Here is a 22,988-nt window from a genome sequence, read left to right as displayed (position 1 = left end):
CATGACCGCGCTTGCCGCACCGGCCCGGATATGGCCGCTTGCCGACCTGCTGCCGCTGCTGGACGCCTGGCCCCAGGACGGCCGGGACTGGATGCTCGACCTGTCCGCGCTGCCGCGTTTCGGGCTGCGCGGGCCCGGCACGGCCGCGTGGCTGTCCGGCCGCGGCTGCCCGCTGCCCGACACCATCCACCGCACGGCCGAGGCCCCCGGCATGACCGTCGTCCGGCTGGGCGGCGACGAGGTCGTCCTGCTGGCCGATCCCCTCGCCGGACCAACGGGGCTGGCCGCGTTGCGGCACGACTGGCAGCAGGCCGCCGGCCCCAAGGGCTTCGACGCCTGGCGCGAGGAGACCTGGTGCTGGCTGGCCCTGACCGGGCCGGGCCTGGCCGATGCCCTGCCGCTGCTGACCGCGGTCGATACCCGGCCGCATGTTTTCGGCCCCGGCGCCGTGGTCCAGACCCGCGCCCTGCACATGGATGCGGTGCTGGTCCGCAACGACCGCAACGGCCAGCCCGGCCTGGACATGCTGTTCGACGTGGCTTCGTCGGACTATGCGGCGGATTTCGTCGCCGACGTGCTGGCGGGATTCCAGATGGGCCGCCTGGCGGGCTGATCGCCCGGCCCCCTTTGGCGAACATGAAGACGCCCGCCCGATCCGGCAGATCGGGCGGGCGTTCGGTTTCTAGCCGGCGCTACAGCACCTGGTCCAGGAAGTCGCGGGTGCGCGCGTCCTTGGCCTGGGTAAAGAACTCGGCCGGGGGCCCGTGTTCCACGATTACGCCGCGGTCGGTGAAATAGATGTGGTCGGCGACCTCGCGCGCAAAGCCCATCTCATGCGTGACCAGGATGCAGGTCATGCCCTCGGCGGCCAGATCCTTGATGGTGACGAGGACTTCCTTGACCGTCTCGGGGTCCAGCGCCGCCGTCACCTCGTCGAACAGCATCACGTCGGGCCGCATCGCCAGCGAGCGGGCGATGGCGACGCGCTGCTGCTGGCCGCCCGAAAGCTCGCCCGGATAGTGGTTCTCCTTGCCCTCCAGTCGCACCTTCTTCAGCAGGGCGCGGGCGCGGGTCTCGACCTCGGCGGGCTTTTCCTTCAGCACCTTGACCGGCGCCATCATCACGTTCTGCAGCGCGGTCTTGTGCGGGAACAGGTTGTATTGCTGAAAGACCATGCCGACCTTGCGCCGCAAGGCCAGCTTGTCCAGCCTGGGGTCGTGGACCTCTTGCCCCTCGACCTGGATCGAGCCGGCCTGGATGTCGTTCAGCGCATTGATGCAGCGGATCAGCGTCGACTTGCCCGATCCCGAGGGGCCGATGATGCAGATCACCTCGCCCTTCATCACGTCCATGCTGATGCCGCGAAGCACCTCGACCTGGCCATAGGATTTGTGGACGTCGCGCAGGCGGACGATGGGCTGGTCGGCGGTCCAGTTTGTCATGGGACACCCTTTCAGTTTTTGACCGCGAACCGACGTTCCAGCCGCAGGGTCAGGCGGGCGATCGGATAGCAGTATGCAAGGAACAGAAGCAGCGCGAAGCCGTAGAAGGGGATCAGGAGTTCGGGGCGGTTGCCCTCGGCCTCCATGGCCTGCCGGGTCAGGCTGATGATCTCGCCCACGCCCAGAAGCGAGCAGAGCGGCGTGGACATGGTCAGGATCGCATACCAGTTCATCCAGGGCGGCAGCATCCGCTTGAAGCATTGCGGCAGGATGATCTGCCAGATGGTCTGGCGGCGGGTGAAGCCCAGCGACTCGGCCGCCTCCCATTGCGCGGTGGGCACGGACTGGACGGCGCCGCGGACCACCTCGGCGATGTTGGCCGATACCGGGATGGCCAGGCCGATCACCGTCTTGATCCAGCCGGGCAGGGGGATCGTCATGCCGAAGACCTTGATCTGGAACGGAAAGGCCAGCAGCACGATGAACAGCAGCACGAGCCAGGGCACGTTGCGGAAGAAGGTGACATAGACCCGCGCGACGGCGCGCAACAGCCGCGCGCGCGAAATCAGCGCCAGCCCGGCAAAGGCGCCGACCGCCGTCCCGATCGCCATGGCAAGGACCGAGATCAGGACGTTGAACAGGAAGCCCTGCGTGAACAGGAAGGGCATCCAGCGCAGCAGTTTTTCCAGCGGGGTTTCGATGGCGGCGGCGGCGCCGGCCTGCGCCAGGACCATGGCGGGAAACAGCGCCGCCAGCGCCACGATCCAGCCGGCCGGGATCGCGGCCAGCCAGCGCGTCGCGAAGAACGCGTCATAGGCCGGGCCGCGCGGGGCAAAGGGCAGCAGGACCGGCAGCGCGCCCTTGGCCATCGGGACGGGGGTTTTATACGCCATAGCCTGGAATCCTCAGCTTGCGTTCCCATTGGCCCATGCCCAGGGACAACAGCCCGACCAGCCCCAGGTAGCAGACCATCATCAGCAGCATGGTCGGGTTCTGGGCCGAGGGAAAATCGTTCCAGATGGAGACGGACTGGTAAAGCAGTTCGGGGACCGCGATGGCATAGGCCTGGTTGGTGGTCTTGACCAGGTTGATGAGATTGGCCGACAGCGCCGGCAGCGAGATCCGCAGGGTCAGCGGCAGCACCACGTTGGTATAGGCCTGAAGCCGCGTCATCCCCAGCGATTCCGCGGCCTCGCGGGTGGAATGGGGCACGGCCTCGATCCCGGCGCGGAAGATCTCGATGTTGAAGGCGCCGGTAAAGAAGGACAGCGCGATGATCGCCCAGCCGACGTTCGAGATGATCGGCACCTCGAGCCAGCCGTCGGGGCTGTAGCTGGGGGTGAACTGCCCCAGCGCGAAATAGAAGAACAGCAGCTGGATCAGCGGCGGCGTGTTGCGGAAGAACTGCACATAGCCCTGCACCGCGCTGCGCAGAAGGCGGCTTTTCGCCTCCTGCGCCCAGGCGCCGACGACGCCGATGACGACGGAAAACACCAGGCAGGCCAGGCTGAGCTTGATGGTCATCCACAGCCCGCCCAGAACCCGGTCCATCTGGACCGGATCGTAAAGCCAGATGAAGTTCCAGTGCGGAGAGGTGGCGGCCAGTTCCCGGAAGAAATCCTGCATGTCCGTCAGCATCGGCGCGCGGCCCCTACTGCGCCAGCGGATCGGCCATCCGCGCGTGCATGTCGGCCAGGAAGGGGCTGGCGGCGACGCCCCATTTCTTTTCCAGCTCGATCAGCGTGCCGTCGCGGTGCCAGGCGTATTGCAAGCCCGAGACGATCTGGCCGAGCGCGCAGCTTTCCTCGGACTTGGCGACGGCCAGGCCCCAGGGCGCGAAATCCTCGACCGGCAGCGAGATCTCGAAATCGTCCCAGCCGCCGGCGGCGTAATCGGCGCCGATGGTGGTGTCGTCATAGACGAAGGCCACGCATTTCTTGTCGCGCAGCGCCTGCTTGGCCTCGGCCGCGTTGCCGAAGGCGGCGATGGTGGCGCCGTATTCCTGTTCGATCTTCTGCAGGTAGAACGAGCCCTGCACGCCGCAGACCGGCTTGCCGCGCAATGCGTTCCAATCGGTCAGGCCCATGGCCTTGGGCGTCAGCGCCGCCGTGCCCGAGGCATAGTAGTTCGGCCCCTTGATCCCCACCATCGCCCGCCGGTCGGCAGTGTCGGTCATGGTGGCGATCATCAGGTCGATCTGGCCCTGCTGCAGGAACTGCATCCGGTTCGACGCGATCACCGGCACCAGCTCCAGCTTGACGCCCAGCGTGTCGGCGACCATCTGCGCCATGTCGATCTCCAGCCCGACGATGTTGCCGGCCGTGTCGCGATAGCCCCAGGGCTTGTAGTCGGCCTTGACCCCGGCGATCAGGGTGCCGCGATCCTGGATGCGCTTCAGCCCGGCATTGGTGCAGCTTTCGGCGGCGGCGGCCAGCGGCGCAAGCGCGACCGCGGACGCCAGAAGGGTGGCGAGGATGGTTTTCATCTATGGGACTCTCCTGTTGATTATGAGAGGACTAGCAAAGCCCTCCGACAGAGCGTGAGAGACGAAAACATTGCCCTGCTGCGGCAACATTATTTCCCCGGACAAAGGCGGGAAGGCCGCGCCATCATGCGCCGCGCCCCCTGCCGCGGTCGCGCGCCGCCGCGTGCTGGGCGGGCTTGCGGGCTGGGCGGCTGCCTGTGCCGCGCCCTCGGCCCTGCGCGCGGGGCCCGAAACCTGGACGATGGTCGGGATGGACGAGTTCGCGCCCTACAACTACCTGGACAGCGGCCGGTTCGTCGGCGCCGACATCGACATCCTGGGCGATGCCGCCCTGCGGCTGGGGATCGGGATGCGCTTCGTGCCCCTGCCCTGGCGCCGGGCGCTGCTGGCGCCGGGCATGGGCGAGGCGGACGGGCTGTTCCAGCTGGCGCCGACCCCCGAGCGGTTCCGCAACTGGCTGATGGTCGGGCCGTTGCGGACGACGCGGCTGGTCTTCGTCGTCATGGCGGATTCGCCCCTGCGCGACTTTGCTGGCCTGGGCGTGCTGGCCGGGTATTCGGTGGGCGTGGTCGACGGCTTTACCTATACCCCCGCCTTTGACGCCTCGACGCATTTCCTGCACGAAGGCTCGGTCGATGACGAGACCAGCCTGCGCAAGCTGCTGTTGCGCCGGGCCGACGTGGTGGTGGGCGGCGAGGCCAACCTGCGCCACGCCATGCGCAAGCTGGCGGTCGAGGACCGGGTTCGCGTCCTGCCCACCGCGCTGGACGTGCGCGGCCGCTATGTCGGCTTCCCCCGCAGCGATGCCGGGCGGGACAAGGCCGAGCGGCTGGGCGCCGTGCTGCGCCGGATGCATGCCGAGGGCCGGATCGCGGCGATCCTGCGCCACAGGCTGGGCGGGTGAGGCGCGGCATGGGCACGGGCAGCATCGCGCGCCGGATGGTGCTGGCCGGGGCGCTGGTCAGCATCGTCTCGGGGATCGGGCTGGGCGGGGCCAGCGCCGTCGCGGACCTGCGCCGCGGCATCGCGGTGGCGACGGGCAATGCCGAGCGGATCCTCTATTCCGCCGCGCCGCAGCTTGAGCGCGCCTATTGGGACGTGGACCTGACCACGGTCCAGGCCATCCTGGACCGGCTGGTCGATGCGCCGCTGATCCTGTCGCTGCGGATCGAGGACCTGCTGCTGTCGCCCGAGCAGCTGCGGGTGGCGCAGATCCCGCGCTTCCAGGTCCAGCGCCCTGCCGCCGCCCTGCCGGCCTGGCTGAAGGGCTGGATGCTGCCGCCCGAGCGCCTGACGCAGACCCGCTCGGTCGTCCTGCGGGCGCCCGACGGCGTGGCCGAGATCGCAAGGCTCGACGTCACCTTCTCGTTCGTGGGCTTTTACAACGACTTCACCCGGCAGGCGCTGCGCATCGTCCTGACCGCCGTCTTGCAGGCGCTGCTGCTGGCCGGGCTGCTGTTTTTGCTGGCAAGGCGCTACGTCATCTCGCCGCTGGGCGCGCTGAGCCGGGCGGCGCAGGGCCTGCGCGAGGGGCGGGGGTTCCGCCTGACCGGCCCGGCGGCCGGGCGGCTGCGTTCCCGCGACGACGAGATCGCGCGGCTGGCGCAGGATTTCACCCGCACGGTCGCGCAGATGGAACGCTATCGCGACCACCTGCGCGACGAGGTCGAGCAGCGCACCGCCGAACTGGTGGTGGCGCGCAACGACGCGCTGGCGGCGTCGCGGGCGAAATCGGCCTTCCTGGCCAATATGAGCCATGAGCTGCGAACGCCCCTGAACGCGATCACCGGCCTGTCGGAACTGCTGCTGGCCGACCGGCTGCCCGCCGCCTCGCGCCGGCAGGTCGCCGACATGCAAGGCGCGGCAAGGCAGCTTCTGGGCAGCATCGACAGCGTGCTGGACCTGTCCAAGCTCGAAGGCGGGCACATGGTCTTCGAGCGCCGGCCCTTTGCGGTGGACGCGGTCTTCGACGAGGTGATCGCCCAGACCCGCGCCTTGATCGGGTCGCGTCCGCTGCGGCTCGAGGGCGACATCGCCGCCGACGTGCCGGCGACGATCCTGGGCGACCGGCAGAAGCTGACGCAGATCCTGCTGAACCTGACCAGCAATGCCGTCAAGTTCACCGCCCAGGGCCGGATCGCGCTGCGGGTCTTTCGCCGGGGCGATCGGCTGCGGCTCTCGGTCTTCGACAGCGGCAACGGCATCGCCGAACAGGACCAGGCCGCCATCTTCGATCCCTTCACCCAGGCCGATGCGACGATCTCGCGCGAGGTGTCGGGCACGGGCCTGGGCCTGGCCATCGCCCGGCAGATGGCCCACGGCATGCAGGGCCGCCTGGCGCTGCGCAGCAGGCCGGGGGTGGGCAGCCTCTTCGTGCTGGAACTGCCGCTGGACCCCGGTCCGCCGGCCGCCGACCCGCCGCCGGTCCTGCCGCGCCCGCTGCTGGACGTCCCCGACCCGGCCCTGCGCCGCCGCATCGCGCGGATGCTGGATCGCGCGCGGATGACGGGCACGCCGGACGGCGCCGTGCTGCGGCTTGCCGACGGCGGGCTGACCCTGGCCGGGGCGGCCCTGCCGCAGCCCCTGACCCATCGCGAGCTGCGCCTGGCCGCGGATCGCCCGCCCGCCGGTCCCGCCCCCTCGCCGGCGTTGCGGGCAAGGCGCGTCCTGGTGGTCGAGGATCGCAAGATCAACCGCGACGTGATGGAGGAGCTGTTGCGGCGCTCTGGCGTCAGGGTCGCCTCGGCGCCGGGCGGGCGTGTGGCGCTGGCGGCGCTGGACCATCCGCTGCCCGATGCGATCATCACCGACCTGCACATGCCGGAAATGGACGGCATCGCCCTGATGGGCGCATTGCGGGCGCGGGGGCTGGCGATCCCGGTCATCGCCTCGAGCGCCGACGTGTCCACCCAGACGCGGCTGGCCTGCCGCGATGCCGGTTTCGCGGCCTTCCTGCCCAAGCCCGCGACCGGCGCCGCCCTGGCCGGGACGCTGGCCTCGGTGCTCGAGGATGCCCTGCCGGTGCTGGATCACGCCGCGCTGGACCGCAACACCGGCGGCGACCGGCAGCTTGCGGCGCGATGGCGGGCGCGGATCCCCGAGGAGATCGAGGAATGGCGCGGCCTGCTGGCGGGCGGGATGCCGCTGGCCGAGGCGCTGCATGCGATCAGGGGCGCGGCGCTGCAACTGGGCGCGGCCGAGGTCTGCCATGCGGTGCAGGAAGACCCGGTGGACATGGACCGCATCGCCGCGGCCCTGGACCGGCTGGACGAGGCCGCGACCCGGCCCGAGGAGACGCGCGAGCCGTCGCCCGGTTAGCCGCGCCCCGATCAGCCCTGGAAATCGGCCAGGCTGCGGCGGATGCCGGCCAGCAGCGCCTCGGCCCGCTCCAGCCGGTCGGCGCGGCGCTGGAGCAGGTTTTCCAGCGCCATGTTCGACCGGCGCAGGTCCAGCTGCACCCGAATCCGCGCCAGCAGCACCGCCGGGGCAAAGGGCCGGGCGACATAGTCGCAGGTGCCGACCGAAAAGCCCTCGGTCTCGTCCTCGGGCGCATCCAGGCTGGTCAGGAACATCACCGGCACCTTGGCCAGGCGCGGCATCGCCTTGAGCCGGCGGCACAGCGCATAGCCGTCCATTCCCGACATCCGCACGTCCAGCATGATCAGGTCGGCCTCGCCGCCCGCCAGCAGCCAGTCCAGCGCGTCCTCGGCGCGGGTATGGGCGACGACCTGGTAGCGGCCGTGCAGCACGTCGTGCAGCCTGCGGATATTGGCCGGCATGTCGTCCACGATCAGGATGCGCTCCTGGTCGGATTCCATCGGCAGCTCGGGCGGTTCCTCGTCGTTTTCGTCGCCGCGGATCGCGACCGAGGCCAGGGCGATGTTTTCCAGGTTGCCCGACACGGTTTCGAAATAGCGCGCGCCCCAGTCGCGCAGCACGGTGCTGTTGGCGCTGCGCTCGAAAAGCGACAGGCCCAGATGGGCCTCGAGCGCGCGGATCTGGCGGCTGACCGCCTCGCGCGTGACGTTCAGTTCGCGCGCCGCGTCGGAAAAGCTGCCCAGCCGGGCGGCCGCCTCGAAGGCGACGAGGCTGGTCAGCGGCGGCAGGTTTCGCTTGAGGTTTTCCATGGCGTTGCAGATTGCGCGGGCGCGGGCGGCGGCGCAAGGCCCCCGCCCACCGTCCCGTCCCGCCTGCGCCGCGCGGGGGGCGTGCCGAAATGCCGGGCAAAGCAGCGCGAGAAATGCTGCACGGTGGCAAAGCCGGTCAGCTGGGCGATCTCGGCCAGCGGCAGGGCGGAATGGCGCAGCAGCTCGTCGGCCTTTTCCAACCGCAGGTTGCGATAGAAATCCGAGATGCTCATGCCGAAATGATCGGCAAAGCGGCGCTGCAACTGCCGGGTGCTGCAACCGGACAGGCCGGCCAGCTGCGCCGCGGACAGCGGATCGGCGATATGCGTCGTCATCAGCCGCACCGCCGCCTCGAGCCGGGGGTGGTGCAGGTTGTAGCGCCGGGCGGGATCAAGCTGCTGCGGCTCGGAGGCGGTGCGCATCCGGGAATGGATGAACCAGTCGCTGACCTCATGCGCGAATGCGGCGCCGTGCTGGCTGGCGATCATCGCGCACATCATGTCGAAGGCGGAGACGCCACCGGCGCAGGTGTAGCGGTCGCGGTCGATGACATAAAGCGCGCGCTCGATCAGCAGGCCGGGCGCGAGTTCCTGCAATTCCTCGATATGCAGCCAATGGACGGTGAAGCGCCGCCCCTCCATCAGCCCATGCCGCGCCAGCACCGCCGCGCCGCCGGAAATCCCGCCCAGCCGGACCCCGCGGCGGTCAAGGTTGCGCAGGCCGTGGATCAGCGCCGGATCGTCATGCAGCATCGGGTTGCCGCCGGCGACGACGAACAGCAGGTCCAGGTCGGCCGCCGCCTCGCGCAGGGCGGCGCAGTTGAAGCCGCCGCCGACCGATGAGGCGACGAACCCGCTTTCGGCGGCAAGGAAATCCAGCCGGTAGAGCGGGCGCGGGCCCAGCTGGTTGGCCGCCCGCAGCGGCTCGATCGCCGAGGCCAGCGACATCATCGCATAGCCGGGCAAGAGCAGGAAACCGATGGAGGCGGGCGGGGTCATGCGCCGCCGCATAGCAGCCCTGGCGCATATGGGCAAGAACATGGCCGCTTTGGATAAAGACTGGCGGCGGGAAAGCCGTAATCTGGCGGCGAAACGTCAATACGGGGTCGAAGGTGCGCTTTTCAGCACTCAGGGTATTTGCCGAGGCGATCAGGGGTCACAAGGGCTGGGAGCCCCTGTGGCGCAATCCCGATCCGCAGCCGGCCTATGACTATGTCATCGTCGGCGGCGGCGGGCATGGGCTGGCGACGGCCTATTACCTGGCCAACACCTTCCGGCAGTCGCGCATCGCGGTGCTGGAAAAGGGCTGGCTGGGGTCGGGCAATATCGGCCGCAACACCACCATCATCCGCTCGAACTACCTGCTGCCGGGCAACGAGCCCTTCTACGAGTTCTCGATGAAGCTGTGGGAGGGGCTGGAGCAGGCGTTCAACTTCAACGCCATGGTCAGCCAGCGCGGCATCCTGAACCTGTTCCACAGCGACGGCCAGCGCGACGCCTATCGCCGGCGCGGCAATGCCATGCTGCTGGCCGGCGCCGATGCGGAACTGCTGGACCGCGAGCAGGTGCGGGCGATGGCGCCCTTCCTGAATTTCGACAACGCCCGCTTTCCGATCAAGGGCGGGCTGCTGCAGCGCCGGGCCGGCACCGCGCGCCACGACGGGGTGGCCTGGGGCTATGCCCGCGGCGCCGACATGGCCGGGGTCGACCTGATCCAGAACTGCGAAGTCACCGGCTTTCGCATCGAAGGCGGCCGCATCCGCGGGGTCGAGACCTCGCGCGGCCCTATTGCCGCGGGCAAGGTGGGGGTGGCGGTGGCGGGCTCGTCCAGCCGGGTGATGGCGGCGGCGGGGCTGCGCCTGCCCATCGAAAGCCATGTCCTGCAGGCTTTCGTGTCCGAGGGGCTCAAGCCCACCATTCCGGGGGTCATCACCTTCGGCGCCGGGCATTTCTACGTCAGCCAGTCCGACAAGGGCGGGCTGGTCTTTGGCGGCGATCCCGACGGCTACAACTCCTATGCGCAGCGCGGCAACCTGCCGGTGGTCGAGGATGTCGCCGAAAGCGGCATGGCGCTGATGCCGATGATCGGGCGGGCGCGGCTGCTGCGGATCTGGGGCGGGATCATGGACATGTCGATGGACGGCAGCCCGATCATCGACCGCACCCCCGTCGAGGGGCTCTATCTGAATGCGGGCTGGTGCTATGGCGGCTTCAAGGCGACGCCGGCCAGCGGCTATGCCTTTGCGCATCTCATGGCCACCGACACCCCGCACGACACCGCCCGCTTCTATCGGCTGGACCGTTTCGCGCGCGGCCATGTCATCGACGAAAAGGGCGTGGGCCCCACGCCGAACCTGCACTGAGGTCATGTGATGCTGATCCCCCATCCCCTGCTTGGCCCCCGCGACGCGCAGGAGTTCACCTATCTGGGCGATGCCCGCCTGATCGCGCGGCCCGACGGCATGGCCGAGGGCGCCGAGGCGGCCTTTGCCGAATACATCTATCTGCGCGACAACCCGGCCGGGGTGCATCGCGAGCTGTGGTTCCACGAACAGGGCGACCGCTCGTGGCTGATCGTGACCCGCGATACGGTGACGCATCGCATCCTGGGCGCCGAACTGGCCCGCGACGTCAAGCTGAAAGGCGGTGCGGCATGACCCGGCTGTCCGGTGGGCTGGTCGACCGCTCGCGCAGCCTGAGCTTTACCTTCGACGGGCGCCGCTATTCCGGCCATCCCGGCGATACGCTGGCCTCGGCGCTCTTGGCCAACGGGGTGCGGCTGATGGGGCGCAGCTTCAAGTATCACCGCCCGCGCGGCCCCATCTCGGCCGGGTCCGAGGAACCGAACGCGCTGGTCGAGCTGCGCGACGGCGCCCGGCAAGAGCCCAATACCCGCGCCACCGTGGCCGAGCTTTACGACGGGCTTCGGGCGCGCAGCCAGAACCGCGTCGGCTCGTTGCGTTTCGACCTGATGGCGGTGAACGACCGGCTGTCGCCCTTTTTCGCGGCGGGCTTCTATTACAAGACCTTCATGTGGCCGCGCGCCTTCTGGGAAAAGCTCTACGAGCCCGCGATCCGCCGGGCGGCGGGGCTGGGCCGGCTGTCGATGCAGCCCGACCCCGACGAATACGACAAGGGCTTCCTGCATTGCGACCTGCTGGTGATCGGCGCCGGGGCCGCGGGGCTTGCGGCGGCGCTGACCGCGGCGCGCGCGGGGGTCCGGGTCATCCTGGCGGACGAGGATTTCCGCCTGGGCGGCCGGCTTCTGGCCGAGACGCATCCGCTGGACGGCGCGCCCGCCCCCGAATGGGTGGCAGGGGTCGAGGCGGAGCTGGCCAGCCTGCCGAACCTGCGCATCATGCGCCGCACCACCGTCTTCGGGGCATTCGACCACGGCGTCCACGGCGCGGTCGAAAGGCTGGCCGACCACCTGCCGCAACCCCAGGGCGGGCCGCGCCAGGTGCTTTGGCGCATCACCGCCAGGCGGACGATCCTGGCGGCGGGCGCGACCGAGCGCCATATCCCCTTTGCCAACAACGACCGCCCCGGCATCATGCTGGCGGGTGCGATGCGGGCCTATGCCAACCGCTGGGCGGTCAGTCCGGCCGGGCGGGTGGCCGTCTTTACCAACAACGACGACGGCCATCGCACCGCGCTCGACCTGGCGGCCAAGGGGGTCGGCATCGCCGGCGTCATCGACAGCCGCGCGGATGCGGTGGCGATGGGGGATTATCCGCTGTTCGCCGGCGCCGTCATCGGCGACACCAGGGGCCGGCTGGGCCTGACCCGGATCGAGGTCCGCCAGCATGGCCGCAGCCAATGGCTGGATTGCGGGGCGCTGGGCGTGGCGGGCGGGTGGAACCCGAACCTGCACCTGGCCTCGCATCACCGCGGCCGGCCGGTCTGGAGCGACGCGCTGCACGCCTTCGTTCCCGGCAAGGACGGCCCGGCCGGCCTGATCGCGGCCGGCGCGGCCGAGGGCCGGGGCAGCACCGCGCAGGCCCTGCGCTCGGGCGCCGAGGCCGCGCGCCGCGCCCTGGCCGAGCTGGACGTGGATGCCCCGCTGCCCGACCTGCCGCAGGCCGAGGACCAGGCGCAGAACCTGCACCCGCTTTGGCATGTGCCGGGCAAGGGCCGGGCCTGGGTCGATTTCCAGAACGACGTGACGGTCAAGGACATCGCGCTGGCGCATCAGGAAAACATGCGCCCGGTCGAGCATCTGAAGCGCTGGACCACGCTGGGGATGGCGACCGACCAGGGCAAGACGGCGAATGTCACCGCGCTTGCGGTCATGTCGGAGCTGACCGGCAAGCCGATCGCGCAGACCGGCACCACGATCTTCCGCCCGCCCTATACGCCGGTCTCGCTGTCGGTGCTGGGCGGCGGCGACAGCGGCGCGCATTTCCGCCCGCGCCGCCTGACGCCGACCCATGCCTGGGCGCAATCCCAGGGCGCGGTCTTCGTCGAGGTCGGGCCCTGGATGCGGGCGCAATACTTCCCCCGCGCGGGCGAGGCGCATTGGCGCCAGACCGTGGACCGCGAGGTTCTGGCCACCCGCAAGGGCGTCGGCATCTGCGACGTGACCACGCTGGGCAAGGTGGACGTGCAGGGCGCGGATGCGGGCGCGTTCCTGGACCGGCTCTATTGCAACGCCATGGCCAGCCTCCGGGTCGGGATGACCCGCTATGGGCTGATGCTGCGCGAGGACGGCGTGGCCTGGGACGACGGCACCTGCGCCCGGCTGGCCGCGGACCATTACGTCGTGACCACCACCACCGCGCAGGCCGGCCCGGTCTATCGCCACATGGAGTTCGCCCGGCAATGCCTGTGGCCCGAGCTGGACGTGCAGCTGATCTCGACCACCGACGCCTGGGCGCAGCTTTCCGTCGCCGGCCCGAACGCGCGCCGGCTGCTGGAGCGGATCGTGGACGGGTTCGACCTGTCGAACGAGGCGTTTCCCTTCATGGCCTGCGCCGGGCTGACCGTCTGCGGCGGGCTTCGGGCGCGGCTTTTCCGCATCAGCTTCTCGGGCGAGCTGGCCTATGAGATCGCGGTGCCGGCGCGCTATGGCGATGCGCTGATGGCAAGGCTGGTCGAGGCGGGCGCCGACCTGGGTGCCACCCCTTATGGCACCGAGGCGCTGGGAGTGCTGCGCATCGAAAAGGGCCATGCCGCCGGCAACGAGCTGAACGGCCAGACCAGCGCGCAGATGCTGGGCATGGGCCGGATGGTGTCGGCGAAAAAGGATGGCATCGGCGCGGTCATGTCGCGGCGCGAGGGGATGCTGGCCGAGGCCCGCGTGCTGGTCGGCTTGCAGCCGGTCGATCCGGCGCAGCCGGTGGTCCCCGGCTCGCACCTGTTCCGCCAGGGCGAGGCGCAGGACACCTGGACCGATCAGGGCTGGATCAGCTCGGCCTGCCATTCGCCGCATCTGGGCCATGCCATCGGCCTGGGCTTTCTGGAAAACGGCGCCGCCCGCATGGGCGAGGTGATCGTCGCCGCCAACCCGCTGCAGGGGCAGAGCGTGCCTTTGCGCGTCGTTTCGCCCCATTTCATCGACCCCGAAGGAGGGCGCCTGCGTGACTGACTTGACCCCGATCACCGCGCTTGGCGCCGCCACGCCCGCCGACCAGCGTTTCGGCGCGCTGCGCATCACCGAGAATGCCGGCCTTGCCCTGGCGTCGCTGGCGCTGCGCCGGGGCGCCGCCCAGCCCGCGCCGCTGGGGCTGGCCCTGCCCGGACCGGGGCGTTGGGCCGAGGGGCAGGGCATCGCCGCCTTCTGGACCGGCCCCGGCCAGTGGATGGTCGAGGCCCCCGGCCGCGCCGCCGAAGATTTCGCGGCCGTGCTGGCCGCCGGGACGCCGGGCTGCTCGGTCACGGACCAGACCGATGGCTGGGCGGCGTTCGAGATCGTCTCGGACCGGGGCGAGGCGCCGATCCGGGCGCTGCTGGAAAGGCTGGCCAATATCGACCCCGACGGATTCGGCCCCGGCAGCGCCACCCGGACCCTGGCGCATCACATGGGCGTCTTCCTGATCCGCCGCGCCCCCGACCGGCTGGCGGTGCTGGGGATGCGCAGCATGGCCGGGTCGCTGTGGCATGCGCTGGCCACCACCCTGCGGCGGCAGGGGGCGGCCGCGGCGCCGGACGACGGTTTTCCTATCGTCTGATTCTACAAAAGCCAGTTTTTACCATCGACCCAAAGGCAATAGGCTGCCCGCAACATCAAACCCCCGCTGCGGGAAAGGGAAAACCACCATGTCGATCCAAAGCAAATTCAGCAAGTTGGGCACCGATAACGCCCCCGGACAAGAGGTCCGGCAAGGCCCGGCGGGCGCCGAGGGCTTCCTGCGGGGGGACAAGCTCTCGGGCCGCCCGGTCGATTTCTCGCATGGCGACGTGGATGCGCATGAGCCGACGCCCGGCGCCTTCGAGGCGTTTTCGGCCGGCGTCGCCCTGGGCGGGGCGCAGGCCTATACCGAATATCGCGGCGACCTGGGCATCCGCGAAGTGGTGGGCGCGCGGCTGGCCGGCTTTACCGGCGCGCCCGTCGATGCGCGGGACGGGCTGATCATCACCCCCGGCACGCAGGGCGCGCTGTTCCTGGCCGTGGCCGCGACGGTTTCGCGGGGCGACAAGGTCGCCATCGTCCAGCCCGACTACTTCGCCAACCGCAAGCTGGTCGAGTTCTTCGAGGGCGAGATGCTTCCAGTCCGGCTGGCCTATCGCGAGGCTGCGGCGGGGCAGGCGGGCCTGGACCTGGACGGCCTGGAGGCGGCATTCCGCGCCGGGGCAAGGCTGTTTCTGTTCTCGAACCCGAACAACCCCGCCGGCGTGGTCTATTCGCAGGACGAGATCGCCCGGATCGCGGCGCTGGCGGCGCAATACGGCGCGACCGTGATCGTGGACCAGCTGTATTCGCGGCTGCTCTACCCCTCGGCCTCCTATACGCATCTGCGCGCCATGGACATCGACGCGGAAAACGTCGTGACCATCATGGGCCCGTCCAAGACCGAATCGCTCAGCGGCTATCGGCTGGGGGTCGCCTTCGGCTCGACCCAGGTCATCGCCCGCATGGAAAAGCTGCAAGCCATCGTGTCCCTGCGCGCGGCAGGCTATTCGCAGGCGGTGCTGCGGACCTGGTTCGCCGAGCCCGAGGGCTGGATGGCCGAGCGCATCGCCCGCCACCAGGCGATCCGCGACGACCTGCTGGCGCTGTTCGGCGGCATCGAGGGGTGTTTCGTCCGCGCGCCGCAGGCCGGCAGCTACCTGTTTCCCAGCCTGCCCGCGCTGGCCATTGCCCACGCGGATTTCGTCAAGGCGCTGCGGTTGCAGGCGGGCGTCATCGTCACCCCCGGCACCGAGTTCGGCCCGCATTCCGGCGACAGCATCCGGCTGAACTTCTCGCAGGACCATGCGGCGGCGACGGCCGCGGTCGAGCGCCTGGCGGGGCTGGTCGAACGGTATCGCGCATGAGCGCGGCTCCCGGACAGGGCAACCCGGTGCCGCAGGGCGATTACGTCGCGGCAACGCGGCACGGATCGCTGATCTTCACCGCCGGGATGACCCCGCGCGCGAACGGCCGGCTGATGTTCAGCGGCCCGGTCCGCAGGGACCAGCCGCTGGAAACCTGGCGCGAGGCGGTGGTGCTGGCCTGCAGCAACGCGCTGCGGGCCGCGCGCGCGACCCTGGCGCCGGGCGAGGATCTGGCGGCCGTCCTCAGCCTGACCGTCTATGTCGCCGCGGAAGCGGGGTTTGCCGCGCATTCCGCGCTTGCCGATTTCGCCTCGCAGTTCCTCAAGGAACAGCTGGGCGCAGGTGGTATCGGCAGCCGCTGCGCGGTGGGCGTGGCGACGCTGCCGGGGAATGCGCCGGTCGAAATCCAGATGGTGGCGGCGGTCTGATCTGCCGCGCCGCGCGTGTGGGCGCCGGGCTTTTGCCTTGGGGCGGGCTGCGGACATTGAAGGAGAATGGCTTATGGGTGCAAGGATCATCGACGGGCGGGGCTTTGCGGCCGGGTTGCGGGCGCGTGTTGCCGAGGCTGTGGGCCGGCTGCGGTCTGGGCACGGGTTGGTGCCCGGGCTTGCGGTTGTTCTGGTGGGCGAGGATCCTGCGAGCCAGGTCTATGTCAGGAACAAGGCGGTCCAGACGCGCGAGGCGGGGATGGCGAGCTTCGAGCACCGGCTTGCGGCCGAGACGCCGCAGGCGGCGCTGCTGGCGCTGGTCGCGCGGCTCAATGCCGACCCGGCCGTGCACGGCATCCTGGTGCAGCTGCCGCTGCCCGCGCATATGGACGCCGGGGCGGTGATCGCCGCCATCGACCCGCGAAAGGACGTGGACGGGTTCCATGCGCTGAACGTGGGGCTGCTGGGGACCGGGCAGAAGGCGCTGGTGCCCTGCACGCCCTCGGGCTGCCTGATGCTCTTGCGCGAGACGCTCGGGGATCTGTCGGGGCTGGAGGCGGTGGTGGTGGGGCGCAGCAACATCGTGGGCAAGCCGATGGCGCAGCTCTTGCTGGCCGAGAACTGCACGGTGACCATCGCCCACAGCCGCACCCGCGAGCTGGCGGCGGTCTGCCGGCGGGCGGACATCCTGGTGGCGGCGGTGGGCCGGGCGCGGATGATCCGGGGCGAGTGGATCAAGCCCGGCGCCACGGTGATCGACGTGGGCATCAACCGCATCGAGGAGGAGGGCCGGTCGCGGCTGGTCGGCGACGTGGACTTCGCGGGCGCGGCGCAGGTGGCGGGCGCGATCACCCCGGTGCCGGGGGGCGTGGGGCCGATGACCATCGCCTGCCTGCTGGCCAATACGCTGGTGGCCTGCTGCCGGGCGCATGGCCTGCCCGAGCCGGATCCGGGCCGGGCCGAAGGCGCGGCGGCCTGAGGGATGGCGCGGGACGGCGGGGGGCGCTGCCCCCCCGCTCCTGCGGCCCCTCGAGGGGGCCGCAGGAGCGTCCCCCCGGGATATTTGCACACGGAAGAAACCAGGGCGCTTGCCCTTTCAGTGGAGAGCCAGATGAAGAAATACACGCTGACGGTCGCCTGCCCCTCGACGCGCGGCATCGTCGCCACCGTGGCCGGCTTTCTGGCCGAGCATGGCTGCAACATCACCGACAGTTCGCAGTTCGACGATACCGAGACCGGGCGCTTCTTCATGCGGGTGAGCTTCGTCTCGGAGGAGGGCGTGGGGCTGGAGGCGCTGCGCGCGGGCCTGGCCGGCCCGGCCGAGCCCTTCGGCATGGACCATGCCATCCATGACGAGGCCGAGAAGATGAAGGTGGTGATCATGGTCAGCCGCTTCGGCCATTGCCTGAACGACCTGCTCTATCGCTGGCGCATCGGCGCGCTGCCGATCGAGATCGTGGCGGTGATCTCGAACCACATGGACTACCAGAAGGTGGTGGTGAACCACGACATCCCCTTCCACTGCATCAAGGTCACGCGCGAGAACAAGCCGCAGGCCGAGGCGCAGCTGATGGCGGTGGTCGAGGATTCGGGGGCCGAGCTGGTGGTGCTGGCGCGCTACATGCAGGTGCTGTCGGATGCATTGTGCCGCAAGATGTCGGGGCGGATCATCAACATCCACCATTCCTTCCTGCCGAGCTTCAAGGGCGCCAACCCCTACAAGCAGGCCTTCGAGCGCGGGGTGAAGCTGATCGGGGCGACCAGCCATTACGTGACCGCCGACCTCGACGAGGGCCCGATCATCGAGCAGGACACCGTCCGGGTCACCCATGCGCAATCGCCCGAGGACTACGTCAGCCTCGGCCGCGACGTCGAAAGCCAGGTCCTGGCCCGCGCCATCCACGCCCATATCCACCGCCGGGTGTTCCTCAACGGCAACAAGACCGTGGTCTTCCCCGCCTCGCCAGGAAGCTACGCATCCGAAAGAATGGGGTGAAACAGCGCCCCCCACCCCCAGCCCCCGCCCCGGTCTTCCGTGGACAAATATCCCCGCCGGAGGCAAGCAGCGGGGAAGGCACGGCAGGCGGCGCATTTGCGGCCTGGCCTCGAATTCGTTATGCCCGCCTGAGGAATTATGAGCCGGCGTCATGCGCGAACTTCCCCATCTCGTCTATCTCCAGGCCTTCGAGGCGGCGGCGCGGCATCTGAGCTTTACCCGCGCCGCGGACGAGCTGAACTGCACGCAGGCGGCCATCAGCCAGCGGGTGCGGGCGCTCGAGCAGTATTTCGGCCGCCCGCTGTTTCGGCGCCAGGCGAGCGGCCTGGAACTCAGCTCTGCCGGAAAGGCCTATCTGCCCGGCATCACCCAGGCCCTCGACATGGCCGAGGCGGCGACCAGGGGGCTGACGGGGCGCCGCGAACGGCAGGGCATCACCGTCTCGGCGCCGATCTCGTTTCTGAACCTGTGGATGGCGCCGCGGCTTGGCGAATTCCTGGCCGGCCATCCCGGCATCGCCGTGCAGCTGAACAGCTCGATCTGGACTGATCCGAACATCGACCTGGCGGATGTCAGCTTCGCCTTTGAAAAGCCGGAGCTGATCGCGCCCGAGGCGATCGTCCTGTGCAGCGAGCGGCTGGTCCTGGTCGGCGCCGGCCGGCATGCCGAATCCGCGGCGCGCAGCACCCCCTTGCAGGAGATCCCGCAGATCGAGATCCAGGGGAAATACTCGCTCTGGGACATATGGTCGGATGGGATGGGCCTGCGCCGGACACCCGGCCTGCCGCTGCTGCGGGTCGATACCGCCGTCTCGGCGCTGGAACTGGCCGCGGCCGGGGCGGGGTTGACGGTGCTTTATTCGACTTATGCCGAAAGGCTGCTGGCCGGCTGCAGCATCACCGCGCCGCTGGGGCCGGGCGTCGCCGTGCCGCATGTGCTGGCGATGAGCCGCAACCCGAAGCGCAAGGAAACCGGCGCGGTCCGTAGCTTCATGGAATGGGTGTCGGGCCATTTCTCCGGCGATCCTGCGGCCCGCTAGCCCGCCCGGTCCTTGCGCCGGCATTCGGGGTTTTTCGCATCACGCATGGCTGTTTTCCGCGCGCTCTGCCCGGCGCACGGGCAGGGGCCGGCGCGCCGGGATTCAGAATCCAGTTTGAACACCGAAACGCGATTTTCTTGCCTGCGAGGCGTCGGAATCATTTGACGTAGGGCATCCGATTTGCATACTGAATTTCAAGAATCGAATTTCCCGGCATGGATCGCCGCGAAATTCATTGGAAATTTCAGGAGCATATGATGGGAGACTGGGTAATCGGGGTCGATGTCGGCGGAACCTTCACCGATTTTTCGGCGCGGCGGTTGTCGACGGGGCAATCGGTCCTGCACAAGCGGCCTTCGACGCCGCATGATCCGTCCGAGGCGATCTTGAACGGGTTGCGGGAATTGCAGGACAAGGCCGGGATCGACGGCGAGGACATCGTCCGCTTCGCCCATGGCACCACGGTGGCGACGAACGCGCTGCTTCAGCGCAAGGGACCGAAAACCGGCCTGGTGACGACCAAGGGCTTTCGCGACCTGCTGGAGATCGGCCGCCAGGTTCGCCCGGCCATCTACGACCTGCAGACCGACGCGCCGCCGCCCCTGGTCGAGCGCGAGCATCGCCTGGAGGTCTGCGAGCGGATCGGCCCCCGCGGCGAGGCGATCGTCGCGCTGACCGATGCCGAGATCGATGCCATCATCGCGGAACTCGGCCCGATGAGCGACGTGGAATCGCTGGCCGTCTGCCTGATCTTCTCCTTCCTGAACCCGGAGCATGAAGAGCGGATCGCGGCGGCGCTGCGCCGGGCCTATCCCGACCTCTACGTCTCGATCTCGAGCGAGGTGCATCCCGAGTTCCGCGAATACGAGCGTTTCTCGACCACGGTCATCAACGCCTTCCTGCAACCCGAGGTCAGCCGCTACATGGACCGGCTGAGCGCGGCGATCCAGAAGACGGCGCCCAAGGCCGCCCTGGGCATCTTCCAGTCGGCGGGCGGGCTGATGTCGATCGAGCTGGCCTCGCGCTTTCCGGTGCGCACGGCGCTTTCCGGGCCGGCCGCGGGTGCGGTGGGTGCGGCGGCGGCCGCGGCCATGTCGGGGATCGAGGACATCATCACCCTGGACATCGGCGGAACCAGCACCGACGTCGCGCTGATCCAGGGCGGCAAGGTCGGCACCTCGAACCTGCGCGACATCGCCGGTTTCCGCATCCGCCTGCCCACGGTCGACATTCACACCGTCGGCGCCGGCGGCGGCTCGATCGCGCATCTGGGCGCCGACGGGCTGCTGAAGGTCGGCCCGATGAGCGCGGGGGCGGTGCCGGGCCCGGCCTGCTATGCGCGCGGCGGCGACAAGCCCACGGTCTCGGATGCGAACGTGGTGCTGGGCCGGCTGCCGGCGCGGCTGGCCGACGGCTTCAGGATCGACGCCGACCTGGCCAGGGCCGCCGTCGCCCGGATCAGCGAGCCGCTGGGCGTATCGCTGGAGAAGGCCGCGCATGGCATCGTCAGCGTCGCCGCCTCGAACATGGCGCGGGCCATCCGCGCGGTCTCGATCGAGAAGGGGCAGGATCCGCGCGACTATACGCTGATGTGCTTTGGCGGCGCGGGGGGCCTGCATGCCGCGGACGTGGCCGAGATCCTGGCCATGCGCCGCATCCTGGTCCCGCGCGCGCCGGGCATCCTGTGCGCCGAGGGGCTGATCGTCTCGGACCTGCAGGAGAACTACGTCACCACCTGCCGCTGCCCGCTGGACGGCGACCTGGCCGTCATCGCCGAGGCCATCGGCCGGCTTTGCGCGCAGGCCGAGGAATGGCTGGCCGCCGATGCCGAGGATGCCGCCCATGTCGTCAGCCGCAGCCAGACCGTCATCCTGGACCTGCGCTATATCGGGCAGAACTACGAATTGCCGGTCGAGCTGGGCACCAGCCGACACGCCCCCGCGCTGCCCCCGGTCGAAGAGCTGAAGCAGGCCTTCTTCCGCCAGCACGAGGCGGCCTATGGCCATTGCAACCCCGACGCCCCGGTCGAGGTGGTCAACGTCCGCATCCGGGCGACGATGGAATTCGCCAAGCAGGCGGTCGATGCTGCGCGCCCGGCGGGCGAGGCCAAGCCCGCCGCGACCGAGCAGATCTGGTTCGAGCAGACCGGCTTCGTGCCGACCCCGGTCTATGCCCGCGACGGGCTGGCCGAGGGCGTCGGCATCATCGGCCCGGCGCTCATCACCCAGTTCGACACCACGACGCTGGTGCCGCCCGGATGGACGCTTCGCATTGATGGCGCAATGAACATGATTATGGAACGCAACGATGACTAAACCCCTGTCGCTGGATCCGATCACCATCGAAATCAGCTGGAACAGCCTGCGGTCGATCGCCGACGAATGCTTCCTGACGCTGATGCGCAGCGCATTCTCGACCAATATCAAGGAGCGCCACGACCATTCGACCGCCATCGCCGACCGCAATGGCCGGCTGATCGTCCAGGCGGAAAACGCGCTGCCGATCCACCTGGCCTCGATGTCGGGACTGATCGGCCTGATCCTGGAGCAATATGAAGGCAGCCTGGCGCCGGGCGACATCTTCATCGCCAACGACCCGCATGTCGCGGGCGGCTCGCACCTGCCCGACATCAACATGGCGATGCCGATCTTCGACGGCGACCGGCTGCTGGGCTTCGTGGCCAATATCGTCCACCATGCCGACGTCGGCGGCGCCTCGGTCGGCTCGATGTCGGGCGGGCTGAACGAGATCTACAAGGAGGGGCTGCGCATCCCGATCCTGCGCCTGTTCCGCAAGGGCGAGCGCTGCGACGACATCATGCGCCTGCTGCTGCTGAACATGCGCCTGCCGGACGAGCGGCTGGGCGACCTGAACGCGCAGATCGCGGCGGTCAAGCTGGGCGTCAAGCGCATCGGCGAGATGGTGGCGCGGCATGGCGCCGACCACCTGACGGCCCTGTGCGACGAGATCGTCAGCCGCACCAACCAGCGGATGCGCAAGGCGATCGCCGGGGTGGCGGACGGCGAATACAGCTTTGCCGATGTCATGGACGACGACGGGCTGGGCACCGAGGACGTCAGGATCGCCCTGACCGTCAGGAAGGCGGGCGAGAAGGTGGTCTTCGACTTCACCGGCACCTCGCCGCAGGTTCCGGGCAATTTCAACATGACGCTGAACACCACGAAATCGGCGGTCTGCTATGCGCTCAAGGCGCTGCTGGACCCCGAGGTGCCGAACAACCAGGGCATCTTCGACGCGATCGAGATCCGGGCCGAGCCGGGCAGTTTCGTGAACTGCGCCCATCCCGCGGGCGTCGCCATGCGCGCCAATTCCTGCCAGCGCGTGGTGGACGTGGTGCTGGGCGCCTTTGCCGAGGCGCTGCCCGGCCGCGTCATCGGCGCGGCCAACGGCGCCAATACCAGCGCGGTCTTTGCCGGCACCGATCCGCAGACCGGCCATTCCTATGTCTACCTGGAAACGCTTGGCGGCGGCATGGGCGCGCGCGCGGCCAAGGACGGCAAGGACGGCGTCCAGGTCCATATCACCAACACCGCCAACCTGCCGGTCGAGGCGATCGAGCTGGAATACCCGCTGCGCGTCGAGGAATATTCGCTGATCACCGATTCCGGGGGCGCGGGCAAGCACCGCGGCGGCATGGGCATCCGCCGCGCCATCCGCCCCATCGGCCATCTTTGCGAGTTCAACGGCGTCGGCGACCGCTTTCGCCACCGGCCCTGGGGCATCTTCGGCGGCATGCCGGGCGCGACGGGCCAGTTCCGCCTGCGCAACGACGACGGCTCGTCCAGGGATCTGCCCTCGAAGATCACCGGCATCTTCGTCACCGACGAAACCGTGGTCGTCATCGAGACCCCCGGCGCCGGCGGCTATGGCGACCCGCGCGAGCGGACGCCCGAAGCGATCCGCGAGGATCTGGCCTCGGGCAAGTTCACCGCGGATTTCGTGGCCGCGCATTACGCGCCGCAAAAGGTCGCCTAG

The 22,988-nt window shown here is 69.4% G+C and carries 20 protein-coding genes; 14 read left to right on the top strand and 6 right to left on the bottom strand.

Features of this window, described 5'->3' with window-relative positions:
• The first annotated feature begins 1 nt into the window (after position 1).
• Positions 2 to 613: a hypothetical protein gene (locus KF941_RS19350; RefSeq protein ID WP_214274269.1), complete on the top strand. Its 612-nt coding sequence runs from the start codon at positions 2 to 4 to the stop codon at positions 611 to 613.
• Positions 614 to 692: 79 nt separating this feature from the next.
• Here KF941_RS19350 and KF941_RS19345 read toward each other — a convergent pair whose 3' ends face one another.
• The 4 genes from KF941_RS19345 to KF941_RS19330 are packed head-to-tail and all read right to left on the bottom strand — an operon-like array spanning position 693 to position 3,927.
• On the bottom strand, positions 693 to 1,442 hold the full coding sequence (locus tag KF941_RS19345) for an amino acid ABC transporter ATP-binding protein (protein ID WP_036759693.1): 750 nt from the start codon (positions 1,440 to 1,442) through the stop codon (positions 693 to 695).
• An 11-nt stretch (positions 1,443 to 1,453) separates the two neighbouring features.
• Positions 1,454 to 2,335: an amino acid ABC transporter permease gene (locus tag KF941_RS19340; protein ID WP_116220446.1), complete on the bottom strand. Its 882-nt coding sequence runs from the start codon at positions 2,333 to 2,335 to the stop codon at positions 1,454 to 1,456.
• The gene (locus tag KF941_RS19335; protein WP_214274268.1) at positions 2,325 to 3,080 is read right to left on the bottom strand and encodes an amino acid ABC transporter permease; all 756 of its coding nucleotides are present in this window, start codon (positions 3,078 to 3,080) and stop codon (positions 2,325 to 2,327) included. Before KF941_RS19335 ends, KF941_RS19340 begins: the two co-directional genes overlap by 11 nt.
• Before the next feature lie 13 nt (positions 3,081 to 3,093).
• Complete coding sequence (locus KF941_RS19330; protein ID WP_036759698.1) at positions 3,094 to 3,927, bottom strand: transporter substrate-binding domain-containing protein; 834 nt, start codon at positions 3,925 to 3,927, stop codon at positions 3,094 to 3,096.
• Positions 3,928 to 4,177: 250 nt separating this feature from the next.
• Here KF941_RS19330 and KF941_RS19325 point away from each other — a divergent pair, with 250 nt between their 5' ends.
• On the top strand, positions 4,178 to 4,831 hold the full coding sequence (locus KF941_RS19325; protein ID WP_166435371.1) for a transporter substrate-binding domain-containing protein: 654 nt from the start codon (positions 4,178 to 4,180) through the stop codon (positions 4,829 to 4,831).
• 8 nt (positions 4,832 to 4,839) lie between these two features.
• Entirely contained in the window at positions 4,840 to 7,245 is a 2,406-nt protein-coding gene (locus tag KF941_RS19320) for an ATP-binding protein (protein ID WP_214274267.1), read from the top strand.
• An 11-nt stretch (positions 7,246 to 7,256) separates the two neighbouring features.
• Here the strand turns inward: KF941_RS19320 and KF941_RS28410 are convergent, their stop codons facing one another.
• Positions 7,257 to 8,054: a response regulator gene (locus KF941_RS28410; protein ID WP_214274266.1), complete on the bottom strand. Its 798-nt coding sequence runs from the start codon at positions 8,052 to 8,054 to the stop codon at positions 7,257 to 7,259.
• On the bottom strand, positions 8,021 to 9,052 hold the full coding sequence (locus KF941_RS19310) for a GlxA family transcriptional regulator (protein ID WP_240540494.1): 1,032 nt from the start codon (positions 9,050 to 9,052) through the stop codon (positions 8,021 to 8,023). The genes KF941_RS28410 and KF941_RS19310 overlap by 34 nt, the downstream gene beginning before the upstream one ends.
• 113 nt (positions 9,053 to 9,165) lie before the next feature.
• On the opposite strand from KF941_RS19310, the gene KF941_RS19305 reads away from it, so the two are divergent.
• From KF941_RS19305 to KF941_RS19255, 11 genes are all read left to right on the top strand, one after another.
• Positions 9,166 to 10,416, top strand: a complete 1,251-nt coding sequence (locus KF941_RS19305) for a sarcosine oxidase subunit beta family protein (RefSeq protein ID WP_214274265.1) — start codon at positions 9,166 to 9,168, stop codon at positions 10,414 to 10,416.
• A gap of 9 nt (positions 10,417 to 10,425) precedes the next feature.
• On the top strand, positions 10,426 to 10,710 hold the full coding sequence (locus KF941_RS19300) for a sarcosine oxidase subunit delta (protein ID WP_116220442.1): 285 nt from the start codon (positions 10,426 to 10,428) through the stop codon (positions 10,708 to 10,710).
• Positions 10,707 to 13,640, top strand: a complete 2,934-nt coding sequence (locus KF941_RS19295; RefSeq protein WP_214274264.1) for a sarcosine oxidase subunit alpha family protein — start codon at positions 10,707 to 10,709, stop codon at positions 13,638 to 13,640. Before KF941_RS19300 ends, KF941_RS19295 begins: the two co-directional genes overlap by 4 nt.
• A complete protein-coding gene (locus KF941_RS19290; RefSeq protein WP_214274263.1) occupies positions 13,633 to 14,223 on the top strand; it encodes a sarcosine oxidase subunit gamma in 591 nt (196 codons plus the stop codon). The genes KF941_RS19295 and KF941_RS19290 overlap by 8 nt, the downstream gene beginning before the upstream one ends.
• A gap of 88 nt (positions 14,224 to 14,311) precedes the next feature.
• A complete protein-coding gene (locus tag KF941_RS19285; protein ID WP_214274262.1) occupies positions 14,312 to 15,529 on the top strand; it encodes a pyridoxal phosphate-dependent aminotransferase in 1,218 nt (405 codons plus the stop codon).
• Entirely contained in the window at positions 15,526 to 15,957 is a 432-nt protein-coding gene (locus KF941_RS19280; protein WP_114537313.1) for a RidA family protein, read from the top strand. The genes KF941_RS19285 and KF941_RS19280 overlap by 4 nt, the downstream gene beginning before the upstream one ends.
• Before the next feature lie 73 nt (positions 15,958 to 16,030).
• Complete coding sequence (gene folD / locus KF941_RS19275) at positions 16,031 to 16,936, top strand: bifunctional methylenetetrahydrofolate dehydrogenase/methenyltetrahydrofolate cyclohydrolase FolD (RefSeq protein WP_214272729.1); 906 nt, start codon at positions 16,031 to 16,033, stop codon at positions 16,934 to 16,936.
• 132 nt (positions 16,937 to 17,068) lie between these two features.
• A complete protein-coding gene (gene purU / locus KF941_RS19270) occupies positions 17,069 to 17,953 on the top strand; it encodes a formyltetrahydrofolate deformylase (protein WP_214272728.1) in 885 nt (294 codons plus the stop codon).
• 151 nt (positions 17,954 to 18,104) lie between these two features.
• The gene (locus tag KF941_RS19265) at positions 18,105 to 18,992 is read left to right on the top strand and encodes a LysR family transcriptional regulator (protein ID WP_214274261.1); all 888 of its coding nucleotides are present in this window, start codon (positions 18,105 to 18,107) and stop codon (positions 18,990 to 18,992) included.
• Between the two features lie 254 nt (positions 18,993 to 19,246).
• Entirely contained in the window at positions 19,247 to 21,307 is a 2,061-nt protein-coding gene (locus KF941_RS19260; protein ID WP_214274260.1) for a hydantoinase/oxoprolinase family protein, read from the top strand.
• The gene (locus KF941_RS19255) at positions 21,300 to 22,988 is read left to right on the top strand and encodes a hydantoinase B/oxoprolinase family protein (protein ID WP_214274259.1); all 1,689 of its coding nucleotides are present in this window, start codon (positions 21,300 to 21,302) and stop codon (positions 22,986 to 22,988) included. The genes KF941_RS19260 and KF941_RS19255 overlap by 8 nt, the downstream gene beginning before the upstream one ends.

The sequence above is a fragment of the Paracoccus sp. pheM1 genome (assembly GCF_018499825.1).
Lineage (GTDB): Bacteria > Pseudomonadota > Alphaproteobacteria > Rhodobacterales > Rhodobacteraceae > Paracoccus > Paracoccus versutus.
This window is presented reverse-complemented; position numbering and strand designations above follow the sequence as displayed.

What these genes read in the sequence shown, in the direction of transcription:
- KF941_RS19350 (WP_214274269.1), top strand. Translation starts at nt 2, where the DNA reads ATGACCGCGCTTGCCGCACCGGCCCGGATATGGCCGCTTGCCGACCTG.
- KF941_RS19345 (WP_036759693.1), bottom strand. Translation starts at nt 1,442, where the DNA reads ATGACAAACTGGACCGCCGACCAGCCCATCGTCCGCCTGCGCGACGTC.
- KF941_RS19340 (WP_116220446.1), bottom strand. Translation starts at nt 2,335, where the DNA reads ATGGCGTATAAAACCCCCGTCCCGATGGCCAAGGGCGCGCTGCCGGTC.
- KF941_RS19335 (WP_214274268.1), bottom strand. Translation starts at nt 3,080, where the DNA reads ATGCTGACGGACATGCAGGATTTCTTCCGGGAACTGGCCGCCACCTCT.
- KF941_RS19330 (WP_036759698.1), bottom strand. Translation starts at nt 3,927, where the DNA reads ATGAAAACCATCCTCGCCACCCTTCTGGCGTCCGCGGTCGCGCTTGCG.
- KF941_RS19325 (WP_166435371.1), top strand. Translation starts at nt 4,178, where the DNA reads ATGGACGAGTTCGCGCCCTACAACTACCTGGACAGCGGCCGGTTCGTC.
- KF941_RS19320 (WP_214274267.1), top strand. Translation starts at nt 4,840, where the DNA reads ATGGGCACGGGCAGCATCGCGCGCCGGATGGTGCTGGCCGGGGCGCTG.
- KF941_RS28410 (WP_214274266.1), bottom strand. Translation starts at nt 8,054, where the DNA reads ATGGAAAACCTCAAGCGAAACCTGCCGCCGCTGACCAGCCTCGTCGCC.
- KF941_RS19310 (WP_240540494.1), bottom strand. Translation starts at nt 9,052, where the DNA reads ATGACCCCGCCCGCCTCCATCGGTTTCCTGCTCTTGCCCGGCTATGCG.
- KF941_RS19300 (WP_116220442.1), top strand. Translation starts at nt 10,426, where the DNA reads ATGCTGATCCCCCATCCCCTGCTTGGCCCCCGCGACGCGCAGGAGTTC.
- KF941_RS19295 (WP_214274264.1), top strand. Translation starts at nt 10,707, where the DNA reads ATGACCCGGCTGTCCGGTGGGCTGGTCGACCGCTCGCGCAGCCTGAGC.
- KF941_RS19285 (WP_214274262.1), top strand. Translation starts at nt 14,312, where the DNA reads ATGTCGATCCAAAGCAAATTCAGCAAGTTGGGCACCGATAACGCCCCC.
- KF941_RS19280 (WP_114537313.1), top strand. Translation starts at nt 15,526, where the DNA reads ATGAGCGCGGCTCCCGGACAGGGCAACCCGGTGCCGCAGGGCGATTAC.
- folD (WP_214272729.1), top strand. Translation starts at nt 16,031, where the DNA reads ATGGGTGCAAGGATCATCGACGGGCGGGGCTTTGCGGCCGGGTTGCGG.
- purU (WP_214272728.1), top strand. Translation starts at nt 17,069, where the DNA reads ATGAAGAAATACACGCTGACGGTCGCCTGCCCCTCGACGCGCGGCATC.
- KF941_RS19265 (WP_214274261.1), top strand. Translation starts at nt 18,105, where the DNA reads ATGCGCGAACTTCCCCATCTCGTCTATCTCCAGGCCTTCGAGGCGGCG.
- KF941_RS19260 (WP_214274260.1), top strand. Translation starts at nt 19,247, where the DNA reads ATGATGGGAGACTGGGTAATCGGGGTCGATGTCGGCGGAACCTTCACC.
- KF941_RS19255 (WP_214274259.1), top strand. Translation starts at nt 21,300, where the DNA reads ATGACTAAACCCCTGTCGCTGGATCCGATCACCATCGAAATCAGCTGG.